This is a genomic window from Amycolatopsis sp. cmx-11-12, from assembly GCF_046269425.1.
Classification (GTDB): domain Bacteria; phylum Actinomycetota; class Actinomycetes; order Mycobacteriales; family Pseudonocardiaceae; genus Amycolatopsis.
The window spans coordinates 37,474-52,701 of the sequence record NZ_JADNQM010000027.1 but is presented as its reverse complement, the minus strand read 5'-3'; the positions used below and the strand labels follow the sequence as shown (position 1 = coordinate 52,701).

15 protein-coding genes are annotated in these 15,228 nt (G+C 69.6%); 6 read left to right on the top strand and 9 right to left on the bottom strand.

What is annotated here, in order from left to right:
* Nucleotides 1-32: 32 nt before the first annotated feature.
* Together ACLARN_RS30540 and ACLARN_RS30535 are read right to left on the bottom strand one after the other, a co-directional pair.
* Nucleotides 33-827 (bottom strand): transporter substrate-binding domain-containing protein, encoded by a 795-nt coding sequence (locus ACLARN_RS30540; protein ID WP_409494934.1) that lies wholly within the window; start codon nucleotides 825-827, stop codon nucleotides 33-35.
* The gene (locus tag ACLARN_RS30535; RefSeq protein WP_409494933.1) at nucleotides 827-1,597 is read right to left on the bottom strand and encodes a DNA polymerase beta superfamily protein; all 771 of its coding nucleotides are present in this window, start codon (nucleotides 1,595-1,597) and stop codon (nucleotides 827-829) included. Before ACLARN_RS30535 ends, ACLARN_RS30540 begins: the two co-directional genes overlap by 1 nt.
* A 129-nt stretch (nucleotides 1,598-1,726) precedes the next feature.
* Here ACLARN_RS30535 and ACLARN_RS30530 point away from each other — a divergent pair, with 129 nt between their 5' ends.
* Nucleotides 1,727-1,951 (top strand): PspC domain-containing protein, encoded by a 225-nt coding sequence (locus ACLARN_RS30530; RefSeq protein WP_409494932.1) that lies wholly within the window; start codon nucleotides 1,727-1,729, stop codon nucleotides 1,949-1,951.
* Between the two features lie 278 nt (nucleotides 1,952-2,229).
* Here the strand turns inward: ACLARN_RS30530 and groL are convergent, their stop codons facing one another.
* From groL to ACLARN_RS30505, 5 genes are all read right to left on the bottom strand, one after another.
* The gene (gene groL / locus ACLARN_RS30525) at nucleotides 2,230-3,858 is read right to left on the bottom strand and encodes a chaperonin GroEL (protein ID WP_409494931.1); all 1,629 of its coding nucleotides are present in this window, start codon (nucleotides 3,856-3,858) and stop codon (nucleotides 2,230-2,232) included.
* A gap of 249 nt (nucleotides 3,859-4,107) precedes the next feature.
* A complete protein-coding gene (locus tag ACLARN_RS30520) occupies nucleotides 4,108-5,553 on the bottom strand; it encodes a serine/threonine-protein kinase (RefSeq protein WP_409494930.1) in 1,446 nt (481 codons plus the stop codon).
* A gap of 57 nt (nucleotides 5,554-5,610) precedes the next feature.
* Nucleotides 5,611-5,814, bottom strand: a complete 204-nt coding sequence (locus ACLARN_RS30515) for a cold-shock protein (RefSeq protein WP_076160121.1) — start codon at nucleotides 5,812-5,814, stop codon at nucleotides 5,611-5,613.
* Nucleotides 5,815-5,928: 114 nt separating this feature from the next.
* Entirely contained in the window at nucleotides 5,929-6,552 is a 624-nt protein-coding gene (locus ACLARN_RS30510; RefSeq protein ID WP_409494929.1) for an AIM24 family protein, read from the bottom strand.
* 4 nt (nucleotides 6,553-6,556) lie between these two features.
* Nucleotides 6,557-7,234: a TIGR00266 family protein gene (locus ACLARN_RS30505; RefSeq protein ID WP_409494928.1), complete on the bottom strand. Its 678-nt coding sequence runs from the start codon at nucleotides 7,232-7,234 to the stop codon at nucleotides 6,557-6,559.
* 74 nt (nucleotides 7,235-7,308) lie between these two features.
* On the opposite strand from ACLARN_RS30505, the gene glp reads away from it, so the two are divergent.
* Nucleotides 7,309-8,502, top strand: coding sequence for a gephyrin-like molybdotransferase Glp (gene glp / locus ACLARN_RS30500; RefSeq protein WP_409494927.1), 1,194 nt, complete (start codon nucleotides 7,309-7,311; stop codon nucleotides 8,500-8,502).
* 15 nt (nucleotides 8,503-8,517) lie between these two features.
* Here the strand turns inward: glp and ACLARN_RS30495 are convergent, their stop codons facing one another.
* Together ACLARN_RS30495 and ACLARN_RS30490 are read right to left on the bottom strand one after the other, a co-directional pair.
* Nucleotides 8,518-9,771, bottom strand: a complete 1,254-nt coding sequence (locus tag ACLARN_RS30495) for an MFS transporter (protein WP_409494926.1) — start codon at nucleotides 9,769-9,771, stop codon at nucleotides 8,518-8,520.
* Nucleotides 9,768-10,331: an ArsR/SmtB family transcription factor gene (locus ACLARN_RS30490; protein ID WP_409494925.1), complete on the bottom strand. Its 564-nt coding sequence runs from the start codon at nucleotides 10,329-10,331 to the stop codon at nucleotides 9,768-9,770. The genes ACLARN_RS30495 and ACLARN_RS30490 overlap by 4 nt, the downstream gene beginning before the upstream one ends.
* An 80-nt stretch (nucleotides 10,332-10,411) precedes the next feature.
* Here ACLARN_RS30490 and ACLARN_RS30485 point away from each other — a divergent pair, with 80 nt between their 5' ends.
* From ACLARN_RS30485 to ACLARN_RS30470, 4 genes are all read left to right on the top strand, one after another.
* Entirely contained in the window at nucleotides 10,412-10,702 is a 291-nt protein-coding gene (locus tag ACLARN_RS30485) for a GlsB/YeaQ/YmgE family stress response membrane protein (RefSeq protein ID WP_409494924.1), read from the top strand.
* Nucleotides 10,703-11,178: 476 nt separating this feature from the next.
* Nucleotides 11,179-11,907, top strand: a complete 729-nt coding sequence (locus ACLARN_RS30480) for a phosphatidylserine decarboxylase (RefSeq protein ID WP_409494923.1) — start codon at nucleotides 11,179-11,181, stop codon at nucleotides 11,905-11,907.
* A gap of 3 nt (nucleotides 11,908-11,910) precedes the next feature.
* Nucleotides 11,911-12,888 carry a CDP-diacylglycerol--serine O-phosphatidyltransferase gene (gene pssA, locus ACLARN_RS30475; protein WP_409494922.1) on the top strand — a complete coding sequence of 326 codons (978 nt, stop codon included), beginning with the start codon at nucleotides 11,911-11,913 and terminating at the stop codon, nucleotides 12,886-12,888.
* A gap of 29 nt (nucleotides 12,889-12,917) precedes the next feature.
* The gene (locus tag ACLARN_RS30470; RefSeq protein ID WP_409494921.1) at nucleotides 12,918-15,197 is read left to right on the top strand and encodes an AAA family ATPase; all 2,280 of its coding nucleotides are present in this window, start codon (nucleotides 12,918-12,920) and stop codon (nucleotides 15,195-15,197) included.
* The last annotated feature ends 31 nt before the right edge of the window (nucleotides 15,198-15,228 follow it).

Genomic DNA, 15,228 nt, shown 5'->3' with positions numbered 1-15,228 from the left:
CGGTCGGATAACGAAAGTGGTTCAAACCGATTTCAGCCGAGCCAGGGTTTCGCGATCCGCGCGTAAGTCCCGTCGTTCAGCACGAGACGCAGCCACTGATCGGCCCACTCCTTGAACACGACATCGCGCGGCAGGAGGTACGCCTTCTCCGAAAAGGTGAACGGCGTGTCGGGGTGCACCGCGCAGAGGCGCGGGTTCTGCTTTGCCTGCCAACGGGTTTCGGTCGCGTCGGTGATCATCAGGTCGGCGCGGCCCGCGATGATCTCGGCGAAGATCGTGTTGTTGTCCGGATGCCGCACGATCGTCGCCCGCTTGAGGTTGGCGTCGGCGAACTGTTCGTTGGTACCACCCGGATTCACGATCGCCCGGACACCCGGCTGGTCGATCTGCTCCAGTGTCTGGAATCGTTTTTCGTTCTCGCACAAGGTGATCGGCGTCTTGCCGTCCCGAAGGTAGGGCGCCGTGTAGAAGCCCTTCTTCGCGCGATCCAAGGTCACCGACACGCCACCCATCGCCAGGTCGCACTTCCGCCCGACGTCGTCGGCGATCGACTTCCAAGTGGTCTGGACCAAATTGAGGCGGACGCCGAGCCGCTGGGCGAGGTCGCCCGCGAGGTCGATGTCGATCCCGCTCCACGCGCCCGCGGCGTCGCGATAGGTGAACGGGCGATAGTCCCCCGTCGAGCACACGCGGAGCTCGCCGCGGGACTGGACGACGTCGAGCCTGCTCTGCGCGCCATGGCCTTCGGGCGCGGCGCCGGCCGTGCCGATTCCCAGCACGGTCAGCACCGCGACCCCGAAGGTGAGTGTTTTCGCCTTGATCGTCATCAAGGCATTTTCCACGCCCTGAGGTAGGCGCGCACCAGCCAAGCGTCCGCCCATTCGGCGTCCGGCTCCTCCGGCAACGGCGAGGAAGTGCGCACCAGCTCGTCCAGCCGGTGCTCCAGGGATTCGGCCGCTTCCAAGGCTTCCTCCCGGGTCCGCTTGCCTTGCCGCAGGTCACGCAACCAGCCCAGCCACGGCTCGGGGACCGGAAGCGAGATGCGCCCGGTCTCCATCAGCTCCACGCCCTGGACGCCGAGGCGCACCATGTGCATGGCGAACTTCGTGTCGAAGCCGTACTTCTCGATCAGCTCCGGCCGACCGGGTTTGCCGCGCAGCCCCAGCATCCGCTCGCGCTGTGCGCGGGAGTAGCCGAGGAACCGTAGACCCGCGCGACGCGAGACGATCCGGTGCGCGTTCTCCCGCAGTTCGGCGCCGAGCTCGTCGATGTGCACGATCTCGTTGTCCGGCACGAACAACGGCAGCAGGACGGTCGGGTTCCCGTTGAGGGCGAGGCGCAGCCACTTGCGCAGCGAATAGACGGTCAGGTCGAGGTCGCCGGGACCGGACCGGACGCCTTCGGGCTGCGTGCGGAAGATGTACTGCTCGAACCGCTTCAGGCCGATCACGTGGTCCGGCGGCTCGACGCAGATGCCGAGCTCGTCCCGGTCGTCCTGGCCGAGCACGGCGGTACCGTGCAGCCCGGACCCGACCTGGCAGCGCAGGATCGTGCCCTGTTCGGCGATGGCGGCGAATTCGGGGCTGTCGTGTTTCACCCGAGAAGTTGTACCTGTGAAGACACGTCGAGGGCATCCGGTTTTCGGACCCCCAGGGGTCGGATTCCAGGGTCGGGTCGGGGCCGTTCCCCGATGTGCCAGGGGTCGTTCCCGGGCGAATATTGAGCCATGACGAACAGCGTGTACACCCCCCAGGCCACCAAGAAGCTCTACCGCAGCCGGACCGACAAGATGCTCGCGGGCGTCGCCGGCGGCTGGGCCGCCTACCTCGGCGTCGACGCCGCGATCCTGCGCATCGCCCTCGTGGCCGGTGTCTTCTTCACCGCCGGGTTCGCGATCCCGGTCTACGTCGCCGCGTGGCTCCTGACTCCGGAGCAGCCGGGCGAGTCCTGAACCGGAGCGGACGCCGCGCGCAGGGGACGCGGCGTCCGTCGGGGATCGGGGGCAAGGGGGTAGGTGAAAGGCCCGGACAGGGGGATGTCCGGGCCTTTTCGCCGTGCCAGGCATGTCGCGAAAGCCACTTTCGGGACATCTGATGTCCTGAAAGTGGCTTTCGCGACACCGCCGCCCTGGGCTGCGGCTCGACCAAGCCAGCCGATCCGGCTCCGGACATAGGAAAAGCCCGGACGCGCGAGGCGTCCGGGCTTTCCGGTGGTGCTACTGGCTCGAACTCAGAAGTCCATGCCGCCCATGCCACCGGACGGGTCGGCGGGAGCGGCCGAGGCCTTCTCCGGCTTGTCCGCCACGACGGCTTCGGTGGTCAGGAACAGCGCCGCGATGGAGGCGGCGTTCTGGAGCGCGGAGCGGGTGACCTTCGTGGGGTCCGGCACGCCAGCGGCGAGCAGGTCCTCGTAGACACCGGTGGCGGCGTTCAGGCCGTGACCCGTCGGGAGGCCCTTGACCTTCTCCGCCACGACGCCGCCTTCGAGGCCGGCGTTGATCGCGATCTGCTTGAGCGGCGCCTCGACGGCGACCTTGACGATGTTGGCACCAGTGGCCTCGTCGCCCTCGAGCTTCAGACCGGCGAAGGCTGCCTCGGCGGCCTGGATGAGAGCGACGCCACCACCGGCGACGATGCCCTCTTCGACGGCGGCCTTGGCGTTGCGCACTGCATCTTCGATGCGGTGCTTGCGCTCCTTCAGCTCGACCTCGGTGGCGGCACCGGCCTTGATGACGGCCACGCCGCCGGCCAGCTTCGCCAGACGCTCCTGGAGCTTCTCACGGTCGTAGTCCGAGTCCGAGTTCTCGATCTCGGCGCGGATCTGGTTGACGCGACCCTGGATCTGGTCGGCGTCGCCCGCACCCTCGACGATGGTGGTCTCGTCCTTGGTGATGACGGCCTTGCGCGCCTTGCCCAGCAGGGAAAGGTCCGCGTTCTCCAGCTTGAGGCCGACGTCCTCGGAGATGACCTGTCCACCGGACAGGATCGCGATGTCCTGCAGGATCGCCTTGCGGCGGTCACCGAAGCCCGGGGCCTTGACGGCGACGGACTTGAAGGTGCCACGCATCTTGTTGACGATCAGGGTGGCCAGAGCCTCGCCCTCGACGTCCTCGGCGATGATCAGCAGCGGCTTGCCGGACTGGATGACCTTCTCCAGCAGCGGCAGGACGTCCTTGACGGTGGAGATCTTGGAACCGAAGAGGAGGATGTAGGGGTCCTCGAGCTCGGCTTCCTGACGCTCCGGGTCGGTCACGAAGTAACCGGAGATGTAGCCCTTGTCGAAGCGCATGCCCTCGGTGAGCTCGAGCTCGAGACCGAAGGTGTTGCTCTCCTCGACGGTGACGACGCCTTCCTTGCCGACCTTGTCCAGCGCCTCGGCGATGAGCTCGCCGATGGTGCGGTCAGCGGCCGAGATCGAGGCGGTAGCAGCGATCTGCTCCTTGGTCTCGACCTGGACGGCCATCTTGTGCAGCTGCTCGGTGATGGCCTCGACGGCCGCCTCGATGCCGCGCTTCAGGCTGATGGGGTCGGCCCCGGCGGCGACGTTGCGCAGACCCTCGCGGACGAGAGCCTGGGCGAGCACGGTGGCGGTGGTGGTGCCGTCACCCGCGACGTCGTCGGTCTTCTTGGCAACTTCCTTGACGAGCTCGGCCCCGATCTTCTCCCACGGGTCTTCGAGCTCGATCTCCTTGGCGATGGAGACACCGTCGTTGGTGATCGTCGGCGCGCCCCACTTCTTTTCGAGCACGACGTTGCGGCCCCGCGGGCCGAGGGTCACCTTGACGGCATCGGCGAGGATGTTCAAGCCACGCTCGAGACCGCGGCGGGCGTCCTCGTCGAACGCGATCAGTTTGGCCATTTCGGTGTGGTCCTCCGATATTGGGCGCCGCCGCACGCTTGAACAGCGCGGCGGCAGGACTCTTTCCTCGGCCAGGCTCGGTGCCCGCGACGGACGACCCACCCCGTGAAGGGTGCGGCCTCACCGTCCCGACCTTCAGACGAGCGGTCGGTGACCCCTCGTCTGGCACTCGACGGCGTCGAGTGCCAATACTGTGTTTAGCACTCTCCAGGGTCGAGTGCAAGAACCGCAGGTCAGCGCGGTGAGGTGTCAGTTACCCGGTTTGATGGAGATCGAGGTCGGCGGAGCCTTCAACGACGACTCCGGGGACTGCGACTGCGAGCCGCCGGGGCCGACCGGGATGTTCGGCGCGGTGGTCTGCGGACCGTTGCCACTGCTCGAGTCACCGAAGATGAAGATGGCGGCGACGATCGCGCCGGCGACCACGAGGACGCCGACGATGATCCAGATCCACTTGGCGCCGCCGCTCTTCTTGGGCTGGAAACCGCCCTGTTGCTGCGGCGGCGGGCCGTAACCCGGGGGCGGGCCCTGCTGGAAGCCACCCTGCTGCTGGAAACCGCCCTGCTGCGGCGGCGGGCCGTAGCCAGGAGGCGGTCCTTGCTGGTAGCCGCCCTGCGGCTGGAAGCCACCTTGCTGCGGCGGGGGCCCGTATCCGGGCGGCGGGCCCTGCGGGGGCTGGCCTTGCGGCGGGGGACCCTGCGGTCCCGGTCCCTGCTGGCCGTAGCCGGGCTGCTGTCCTCCGTACGGGTGCACGGGGCCCCCCTCTCCCTGTGGCGGCGTGTTCTGCCGCGGCGCCTGCTGCTGGACCGGCGCCGCGGCCCCGGGCGGACCCGGCGGCTCGTTCGACATGGCGAGCGGACCCAACGCGCGCCTGGCGGCCGCGATCATCTCAACACAGTTCGGGTAGCGATCGGCGGGATTCTTCGCCATTCCCTTGCGGACGACCTCGTCGATCCCGGCAGGCACGCCGACGATCCGCGAGATGGCCGGGGGCTCTCCGTTCAGATGCCCCTTGATGACCGTCTGCACGTCGCCCTTGAAGGGCGGGCTGCCGGTCAGGCAGGCGTAGAGGACACAGGTGAGGGCGTACTGGTCGGTGCGGCCGTCGAGCGGCTCACCGCGCAAGTGCTCGGGCGCGGCGTAGGTCGGCGAGCCGAGGAAGTCGCCGCCGCGGGTCCGGTGCCCGGTGGCGCCGCGGCGGGTCAGGCCGAAGTCGGCGACGTAGACGTGCTCGCGCGAGGTCTCCTTGCTGGTGACCAGGACGTTGGCCGGTTTGACGTCGAGATGCACGAGACCCCGGTTGTGCAGGGTGTCGAGCGCGTCGGCGACCTGGTCGAGCATGGTCAGCGCGCGGGCGGGCGCGATCGGGCCGCCGGAGATCAGCCCGGCGAGGTCCCCGCCGTCGACCATCCGCATGGCGATGTAGAGCATGCCTTCGAGCTCGCCGAAGTCGTACAAGGGCACGACGTTGGCATGGTCGATCGCGGACGTGTTCCGCGCCTCGTCGACGAAGCGTTCGCGGAACTCGGCGTCGGCCCCGAGGTGATCACCGATGACCTTCAGTGCCACCTTGCGTCCGAGCCGCACGTCCGTGGCCTTGTAGGTCACGCTCATGCCGCCCTTGCCGAGCACACCGTCGATGCGGTAGTTGCCCAGCCGGCGACCGGTCAGGTCCCCCGACTCATCGCCTGTCACGCAGCGAAGCGTAACGCGCCAGTTCCGGAGGCCGCCGGGGGTCGCCTGAACTCGGCGCTAGACCTTGCGTACGTCCGCCGCTTGACTCCGCCCGTCTCGTCCGGATTGGACTTCGAATTCCACCCGATCACCCTCGTCGAGCGTCCGGAATCCATCGGCCTGAATGGCCGAGTAGTGGACGAAGACGTCGGGCCCTTCGGTGGATTCGATGAATCCGTAGCCCTTTTCCGAGTTGAACCATTTGACGGTGCCGACTGCCACGGCGCCCTCCCTCAGCACGGGACCCGCCGGCCTTCTCTGGCCAGGACGGCGGTTTCGAGTGCAGTTCACGCTACCCGAATTACCGGCGTCGGCAATGCTCAATTCGCCCTAAGATCAGCCGCGGGAAAGCCGCCTATTGCGCGATTGCACCAGGACGCGTCCTGGTCCCGCGAAGTCCAGCGCGAGCCCTTCGCCGGTGCGGACCGACTGCGGACCGGACTGGTCGACGGCGCGCAGACGGCACTGCACGGTGTCCGGGTAGGCCAGCAGGAAGTCCGGCCGCACGGTGACGAGTTCCCCGGCGGTGAGCTCGAAGGCGTCGACAGGGCCCTGCGCGGCCAGCACGAGCGGACCGCTTCCGCTGTAGTGCTCCAGGAAACCGGCATCGGCCCCGAAGAGCTTCTGCAACGGCGCCCAGCCCGGGTCCTGCCGGATGGTCGCGGGCCTGGCGAGGATCGCGTCCCGGCTCACGCACCAGCCCGCCCCGCCGGTGAATTCCAGCGGGTAGACGTCACCGGCGGTCAGCGGCGCGAAGTCGATCCAGCCGCCGCCCTCCGGCGCGTTGAACACCGACGGAGCGGCCTTGCCCGCCCGCGAACCACCGCGCACGGGAACGGTTTCGGTGATGCCGAAACTGCTGGCGAGCATGGTGTCCCCGGCGGCCTGGACGGCCTCGCCGGGGGACAGCAGCACGCGTGCGACCCCGAAGTTCGGGGTGTGCCTCGTCTGGACGCGCATGCGCTCAGCGGGACGGGACCTGGGCGATCACCCAGGCGGACAGCGCCGACGGGTTGCGGGTCTGGGTGAGCAACTGGCCCGGCCCGGCGAAGTCGAAGACGAGCCCTTCGCCGCTCTTCATCGACTGGATGACACCGGTGGCGACCTTGCGGATCTGGTACTGCAAGGTGTCGGCGAACGCGACGACGTGCCCGGTGTCGATGGTGATCACCTCGCCCTGCTGGAGGGTGACCGTCTCCAGCGCGCCGTAGCAGGCTACGACCAGCGGGCCCTGTCCCGTCGCGTGCGTCAGGAAGCCGCCCTCGCCGCCGACGAGGTTCTTGAGCCCGCCCCATTTGGTCTCGGTCTGCACGCTATGGGACGACGCGAGCCACGAACCGCGGGTGACGCACCAGCCGGTGCGGCCGTCGAGGTTGATGACCTGCATGTCGCCGGGCAGGTTCGCGGCGACGTCGACCCAGCCGCCGTTCTGCGGGGCGGTGTAGGTGGAGATGAAGAAGGACTCGCCGGAGAGGAAGGCGCGGCCGAGCCCCTTCATGATGCCGCCCTGTGCCTGGGACTGGACCTGCACTCCGTAGCTCGTCGCCATCATCGCGCCGGACTCGACCTGCGCCGGTTCACCCGGTGCGAGCATGAGCCTCGCCACCGCGAACGATGGCTGGTGACGGATCTGAACCTGCATGTCTTCTACTCCCCGGTGGTCGTTGTGACGCGCAGAGTCTTGCATGCGACCCCCGCTCGGGGAGGATGGTCGGCGTGATCTCCGTCGACGCCCACCGTGAGACCGTCACCGGCCTGCTCGGAAACGCCCCCGTCATCAGCCTTCCGCTCGCCTCCGCCGCCGGGCTCGTCCTGGCCGAGGACGTACTCGCGGGGGTCTCGCTGCCGCCGTTCGACAACTCCGCGATGGACGGTTACGCCGTCCGCGCCGCCGATGTCGCCCAAGTACCTGTGACGTTGCCGGTCGCCGACGACATCCCCGCCGGCCGCGTCGAGATCGGGACCCTGGAGCCGGGGACCGCGCACCGGATCATGACCGGCGCCCCGCTGCCACCCGGCGCGGACGCCGTCGTGATGGTCGAGCACACGGACGGCGGCGTGACCGACGTCCGGATTCTCAGGACAGCCGTCCCGGGCGCGCACATCCGACGGCTCGGCGAAGACGTCGTCGAGGGCACGGTGGTGCTTTCCGCCGGAAGCGTGCTCGGCCCGGCGCAACTGGGTCTCGCGGCGGCGGTCGGACTCGCCGAGGTTCCGGTGCGGAGGCCGTTGAAGGTGCTCGTCGTGTCCACCGGCACCGAACTCGTCGACGCGCCGGAACCCTTGCGGCACGGGCAGATCTACGAGTCGAACAGCATCATGCTGGCGTCCGCGATCCGCGCGCTCGGCTGCGAGGCCGAGGTCGTGCGCAGTGTCGTCGACGACGTGGCCGAGTTCCGCGCGGTGATCGAGCCGCGGCTGGCGGACGTGGATCTGCTGGTGACCTCGGGCGGGGTCAGCGCGGGGGCGTACGAAGTGGTGAAGGACGCGCTGACCGGGCAGGGCGTGGAGTTCCGGAAGGTCGCGATGCAGCCGGGCGGGCCGCAGGGCTGCGGACGGTGGAACGGCGTGCCGGTGGTGACGTTGCCGGGCAACCCGGTGAGCGTTCTCGTGTCCTTCGAAGCGTTCCTGCGGCCGGCGCTGCTGTCGGCGATGGGGCATTCCGGTGTCGACCGGCAACAGGTGCGTGCCCGGCTGACCGAGGCGATGACGTCCCCCGCCGGAAGGCGTCAGTTCCGGCGGGGCTTCTACACGCATTCCGAGGGTGAGGTCACCGGGATCGTCGGGCCGCGCGGCGGGCCGGGATCGCATCTGCTGGCGTCGTTCACGCAGGCGAACTGCCTGATCGTGCTGCCGGAGGACGTGGACTCGGTCGAGCAGGGCGACGAGGTGACCGTCCTGCTGCTGTGATTCACCGCGTCGCGTTTAGCCCGCTAAACGCGACGCGGCCGGGAAGTCGCGGCACCGGCCGATCGGCGTGAACAGCAGCGCGGCGACGGCGACGACTTCGAGTCCGGCCATCAGCCACAACGTCTGCCGCACGCCGGCGGTCTCGCCGAGGATCCCGCCGAGCAGGCCGCCGAGCGCGATCGCGCCGAAGCTGAGCACGGACATGCTGGCGGTGACCCGGCCGAACATCGCCGCCGGGACGTAACGCTGCTTGAACGTGGCGTTGAGGACGTTCGAGCCGACCACCCCGGCGCTGAGCGAAAACCCCGCGGCGACGAAGAAGGCGAGCCCCCAGCCGCCCTGCGCGAGCGGCCCCAGCAACATCATCAGCGCCCCGAATCCCTCACAGAGCACGAAGGCTCGCGCGGTGCCGATGCGTGCGGCGAGTTTGCCCGACAACGCGGCGCCGAAAACGCCACCCGCGCCGACGAGTGCGAGCACCAGCCCGACGGCACCCGGCCCCACCCCGAGATCGCGGGCGAGGAACACGACCTCGATCGACTGATATCCCATGAGCGCGACGTTCGAGACCGCGCCGAAGACCGCGAACACGCGCAGGAACCGGTCGCGGAGAACGAAATCGAGGCCCTCGCGGATCTCGTCCCGCAGTCGCGACCGCGTGGTGACCACGCGCCGTGGCTCGCGGTACCGGATGGATCGCAGGCACAGCAAGGAGATCCCGAAACTGATGGCGTCGGCGAACACCCCGGCGACGGCGCCGAAGCCCTGTGCCAGCAGCCCGGCGAGCCCGGGTCCACCGATCTGCGCGGCGGACTCGCTGCCTTGCAGTTTCTCGTTGGCCTCCTGGAGTTCCTCCTTCGAGACCAGTGAAGGCAGATAGGCGCGGTAGGCGACGTTGAAGAACACCTTCGCGACGCCGCCCGCCAGGGCGACGACGATCAATTGGGTCATCGTGAGCAGCCCGAACCAGGCGGCGACCGGGACGCTCAGGAACACCAGCATCGAGAAGGTGTTGCACACCAGCATGATCGGCCGTTTCGGCCAGCGATCGACCCACGCGCCCGCCGGCAGGCCGATGAGCAGCCACGGCACCCAGGCGGCCGCGGTCAGCAGCCCGACCGCGAACGTGCTCGCCTCCAGGGTGACCACCGCGACGAGCGGCAGCGCGACGACGGCGATGGAACTGCCGAGCACGCTGGTCGTCTCGCCGGTCCACAGCAGCCGGAAATCGCGTGAGCGCAGCAATCCGCCGCGTTCGCGGACGCTCACGGCCGGGCGGGGACGGCTCGGGTGGCGAAGAACACCGGCCTGCGTTCCTGGCCGTCGTCCGGTTGTTCCCGGTCGCTGTATTCCCGGACCAGCGCCTGGATCCGGCCCTCGATCTCGGCCATTTCCGCGACCGACAGCTTCATCCAGCTGTCGGTCGCGAAGGCGGCCCGGTGCCACTGCTCGGGATAGGTCTCGCGTTCGGCGAACCATTGCCGCGCCATGGAGACCTGGCGTTCGAGGGCGAGGGATTCGGCGGCGGCCGCGACCGGATCGTCCGGGAAGTCCGACGGGGACCAGGAAACCGCGTACCCGACGCGGCGCCACCAGCGCTCGCGCCGGTCGCGGGCGAGTTCGGGCGCCTCCTCGACGAGGTCGCTGGCGGCCAGCACCTTCAGGTGGTGGCTGACGTTCCCGACAGCCTGCCCGGTCCGCTCGGCGAGGACCGACGCGGTGCACGGGCCGTCGAGGCGGAGGACGTCGAGCAGGCGGCGCCGCAGCGGATGCGACATCGCGGCGAGCACCTTCGAATCGTGGACTTCACGCACTTCACGGTCGGCCATAACGCACAACAGTAGTTGCACAAGAGCCCTTGTACAAGTCCTCTTGTGCGCTACTCCATTCGCGTCGGTAATCTCGGGGCATGGGTTTCTTCTCGTGGATCGTGTTCGGCGCCATCGCCGGCTGGCTGGCCAACGTCGTGGTGGGCGGCCAGGACCGGCGGAGCGGCTGCCTGTTCAGCATCCTGATCGGCGTACTCGGTGCGGCGCTGGGCGGTTTCATCTACCGCCTCGCGACGGGCACCGAGCGGAGTTTCGAGTTCGACTTCCCCAGCTTCGGCGTCGCCATCCTCGGTTCGATCGTGCTGCTCGCCCTGCTGCGGCTGGTGCGCGGCTCCGGGCGGCGCGATTCTCAGCCGCCCTATCGCCGATGACCACTGGAGTAACCGTTGGTAACGGTTGACTCGCGGCGGGTGATCGCAGGCGTCCGGCGAACTAAGGTGGACTTTCGTTCAGTTCCAGCGGCCGCGGCCGGGTGCATATGCCGTCGGGGGGCATATGCATCCGGCCGCTCGCGCCTCGGCGATCACCGAGGCGGCGCGGACGGGGTCGACGAGCGAAGGCATCGGCGCCGCCGAAATGTCCCTCTTCCAGGCTCGGAACAACTCGGCGAGACGCTCGCCTGCGGGGTCCGGACTGGCGGGCATTCGCGGGTCCTCAAGGTCGGCGATCGGCATCAACTACCTAGAGTTATCGCTTATTTCCACCTACCGTTACCGCGATGTGGCCCCTCCCACCCGGACCGGGGAAACCCTTCCGGGGGAGGCCACGGCCCGGCCCCGGACAGGGCGGTAGCGTGGTGGCTCTTCATGCCCCAACCCCCCGACACGAACTGCGGTGAACCCGACCAATGAGCGGCAACCGGCCGGAAGCCACTGGTAACCCACTCGCGCACGCCGTGAAGCTGGCGCGCGAGACCGTTCCGCCGATGCACCCGGCCGGCAGGCCGTTCGTGTTCGGCGGTCTCGCCGCGACACTGGTGCTGCGGAGGTTCTCCAAGCGCCTCGGCGTCGTCGGCGCGCTCGCGACGGCCGCCACGGCCGCGTTCTTCCGTGAGCCCAAGCGCGTCCCGCCCGCCCAGTCCGGTCTCGCGGTGGCGTCGGCGGACGGCCTGGTCTCGCTGATCGAAGAAGCCGTGCCGCCGCCCGAGCTGGGGCTGCCCGCCGTGCCGCGGATGCGGGTCAGCGTGTTCCTGTCGGTGTTCGACGTGCACGTCCAGCGGATCCCGGCGTCGGGTGTGATCGAGCGGGTCGCCTACCGGCCCGGGAAGTTCCTGTCCGCGGACCTGGACAAGGCGAGCGAGGACAACGAGCGCAACTCCGTGCTCATGCGCACCGAAGACGGCCACGAGCTCGTCGTGGTGCAGATCGCCGGGCTGGTCGCCCGGCGCATCCTCTGTGAGATCCGCGAGGGTGACAAGGTCGGCGTCGGTTCGACGTACGGCATCATCCGCTTCGGCTCGCGAGTCGACCTGTACCTGCCGCCGGGCAGCAAGGTCCTCGTCTCGAAGGGCCAGCGCACGATCGGCGGCGAGACCCCGATCGCCGAGCTGCCCACGGCGCCGCACCCGGAAGGCTGATCCATGGTCCGTGTGACCACGACAACTCCCGGCGTCCGGCTGTTGCCGAACGCCATCACGGTGCTCGCCCTGTGCGCCGGTCTGTCGTCGGTGCAGTTCGCGCTGATCGGCAACTATCCGATGGCGATCGCGTCGATCGGGATCGCCGCGGTGCTCGACAGTCTCGACGGCCGGATCGCGCGGCTGCTGGACGCGACGTCGAAGATGGGGCAGGAGCTCGACTCGCTGTCCGACGGCATCTCGTTCGGTGTCGCGCCCGCGCTGGTGCTGTACGTCTGGCACGCCGAGGGTGAGCGGATCGGCTGGGTCGCGTCGCTGATCTTCGCGGTCTGCATGATCTTGCGGCTGGCGCGGTTCAACACGCTGATCGAGGACACCGAACAGCCGCCGTACGCGGGCGAGTTCTTCGTCGGCGTGCCCGCGCCCGCCGGTGGTCTGCTGGCGATGCTGCCGCTGATCCTGGAACTTCAGTTCGGGCAGGGCTGGTGGTCGCATCAGTACGTGGTGTGGGTGTGGACGATCGCCGTGGCCGCGCTGCTGATCAGCCGGATCCCGACGCTTTCGCTGAAGACGGTGAAGGCGCCGGCGAAGGCGATCGCGCCGCTGCTGGTCGGGGTGGGCCTGCTGGCCGCCGCGATCATCCAGTTCCCGCTGGTGGCGCTGGCGATCGCGCTGGTGCTGTACCTGGCGCACATCCCGTACTCGGTGTACCGGCAGCGCTGGCTCGCCAAGCACCCCGAAGCGTGGATGGCCCCGCCGCGGGAACGGCGCGCGATCCGGCGTTCTTCGAGCCGTCGCCGTCTTGGCCTGCGTCCGCCGCTGCGGCGTGTGGTGGCCGGTGCCGCCCAGCGTGTCCGGCTTCAGCGGGGCGAACAGCACGTCGCGCGCGCTCCGCGCACCATCACCAGTGAGAAGGACCGGGAGAACGGCCGCGGACCCCGTCGTCGCTCGTGGCGCCGGATCGGGCTGCGGAAGCGCTGACCCGGCCGAAGGCTGGATAGGGTGGCGGGGTGAGCGCACCCCAGATCACGCTGACCGTCCGGCACACCCCGTCCGCCCTGGATTCCCGCCGCGGCGTCGTCCGGCTGCACCCCGAAGTCCTCGACGCGCTCGGCCTGATGGCCTGGGACGCTGTCCGCCTCACCGGCGCGCGCGTCAGCTCCGCGCTGGCCGCGCCTTCGGAAGCGGAGGGGATCCCAGGCGTGATCCTCCTCGACGACGTCACGATGTCGAACCTCGGTGTGACCGAGGGTTCGGAGGTGGTCGTCGCGCCGGCGGAGGTGTCGGCCGCGAAGACGGTCACCGTGTCGGGCTCGCGGATGGCCAGCGTGTCGCTCTCCCCGCACACCCTGCGGCTCGCCCTGATCGGCAAGGTGCTGACCGTCGGCGACGCCGTTTCCCTGCTCCCCCAGGATCTCGCGCCCGCGCCCGGCTCCGACGTCTCCGCCGTCCGCGGCCAGCTCTCCCGCGCCATCGGCATGACCTGGACGAACGAACTGCTCACCGTCACCGCCACCGAACCGTCGGGCCCGGTCGCCGTCGGACCGTCCACAGTGGTCAGCTGGCGCGACGGCGCCCGCACCGGCGAGGCCACGCCCGCCGCCGCTCCGGCCCGCGCCGGGACGACGCTGGTGCGCAGCACGCCCTCGACCCCGCACGAGGACTTCATCGACGCCGAGATCGTCGAAGACGAACAGATCGACGAGGTGGCCGAGGAATCCGTGCCTCCCCTGTCCGACCTCGCCGGCTCCGAATCGGCCGCGCGCAAGCTCGCCGAATGGTTCGACCTGGCCTTCCACCGCCCGGAACTGCTGGCCAAACTCGGGACGTCGGCGCATCTCGGGGTGCTGCTGTCCGGGCCGGAAGGCGTCGGGAAGGCGACGCTGGTCCGCGCCGTGGCACAGGCCGAGAAGGTGCGGGTGGTGTCGCTCGCGGCGCCGAACATCGCCGTTCTCGATCCGAACGTGGCCGCCGCGCGGCTGCGCGCGGCGATCGAGCAGGCCACGAGCGACGAAGATCCCGCCGTCCTGCTGATTACCGACATCGACGCGCTGCTGCCCGCGTCCCAGCCGCCGCCGCTCGCGACGGTCGTCCTCGACGACCTGCGGAAGGCCTTGCGCAGCAAGGGTTTCGCCGTCATCGCCACCACCGGCCGGGCCGAGTCCACCGATCCGAGGCTGCGCGCGGCCGACCTGCTCGACCGCGAACTCGGTCTGCCGCTGCCGGACGCCAAGACTCGCACGGAACTGCTGCGTGTCCTGCTGCGCGACGCCCCGCTGGAGACCGGCGTCGACGTCGGTCCGATCGCCGAACGCACTCCCGGCTTCGTAGCCGCCGACCTCATCGCGCTCCGCCGTGACGCCGCCCTCCGCGCCGCGCTGCGGCAACGCGAGGCGGACGAGCCGCGGATCTCCCAGCAGGACCTGCTCGACGCGCTGACCACCGTCCGCCCGATCTCGATGTCCACTTCGGACAATCTGGCCACCGGCGGGCTCACCCTCGACGACGTCGGCAACATGGTCGACGTCAAGCAGTCGCTGACCGAGGCGGTGCTGTGGCCGCTGCGCTATCCGGACTCGTTCGCCCGCCTCGGCGTGGACCCGCCGCGTGGTGTGCTCCTGTACGGGCCGCCCGGTGGCGGCAAGACGTTCCTGGTCCGCGCGCTCGCCGGCACCGGCGCGCTGAACGTGTTCGCGGTCAAGGGCGCCGAACTGATGGACAAATGGGTCGGCGAGTCCGAGCGCGCGGTACGGGAACTCTTCCGCCGCGCCGCCGAGGCCGCGCCGTCGCTGATCTTCCTCGACGAGATCGACGCGCTCGCCCCGCGCCGCGGCCAGTCCTCGGACTCCGGCGTGTCGGACCGGGTCGTCGCGGCCCTGCTGACCGAATTGGACGGTGTCGAGCCGATGCGCGAGGTCGTCGTCCTCGGTGCGACGAACCGGCCGGAACTGGTCGACCCGGCCCTGCTTCGGCCGGGACGACTGGAGCGCCGCGTGTACGTCCCGCCGCCGGACGCGCACGCCCGCGAGGCGATCCTGGCCGCCAGCGCCAAGAACACGCCGCTCGCGTCCGATGTGGACTTGGCGGCGTACGCGGCCACTTTGGACGGTTACTCGGCGGCGGACTGCGCGGCGCTGATCCGGGAGGCCGCGCTGACCGCGATGCGGGAGTCCCTGGAAGCCAAGGAGGTCACCGCCGCGCACCTGGCGAAGGCCGCCGAGGCTGTCCGGCCGTCACTCGACCCGGCGCAGCTCGCGGCCCTGGAGGCGTACGCGCGGAACCAGGCGTGAATACGTGAAAGGCCCTCTTCCTCGCAGTGGG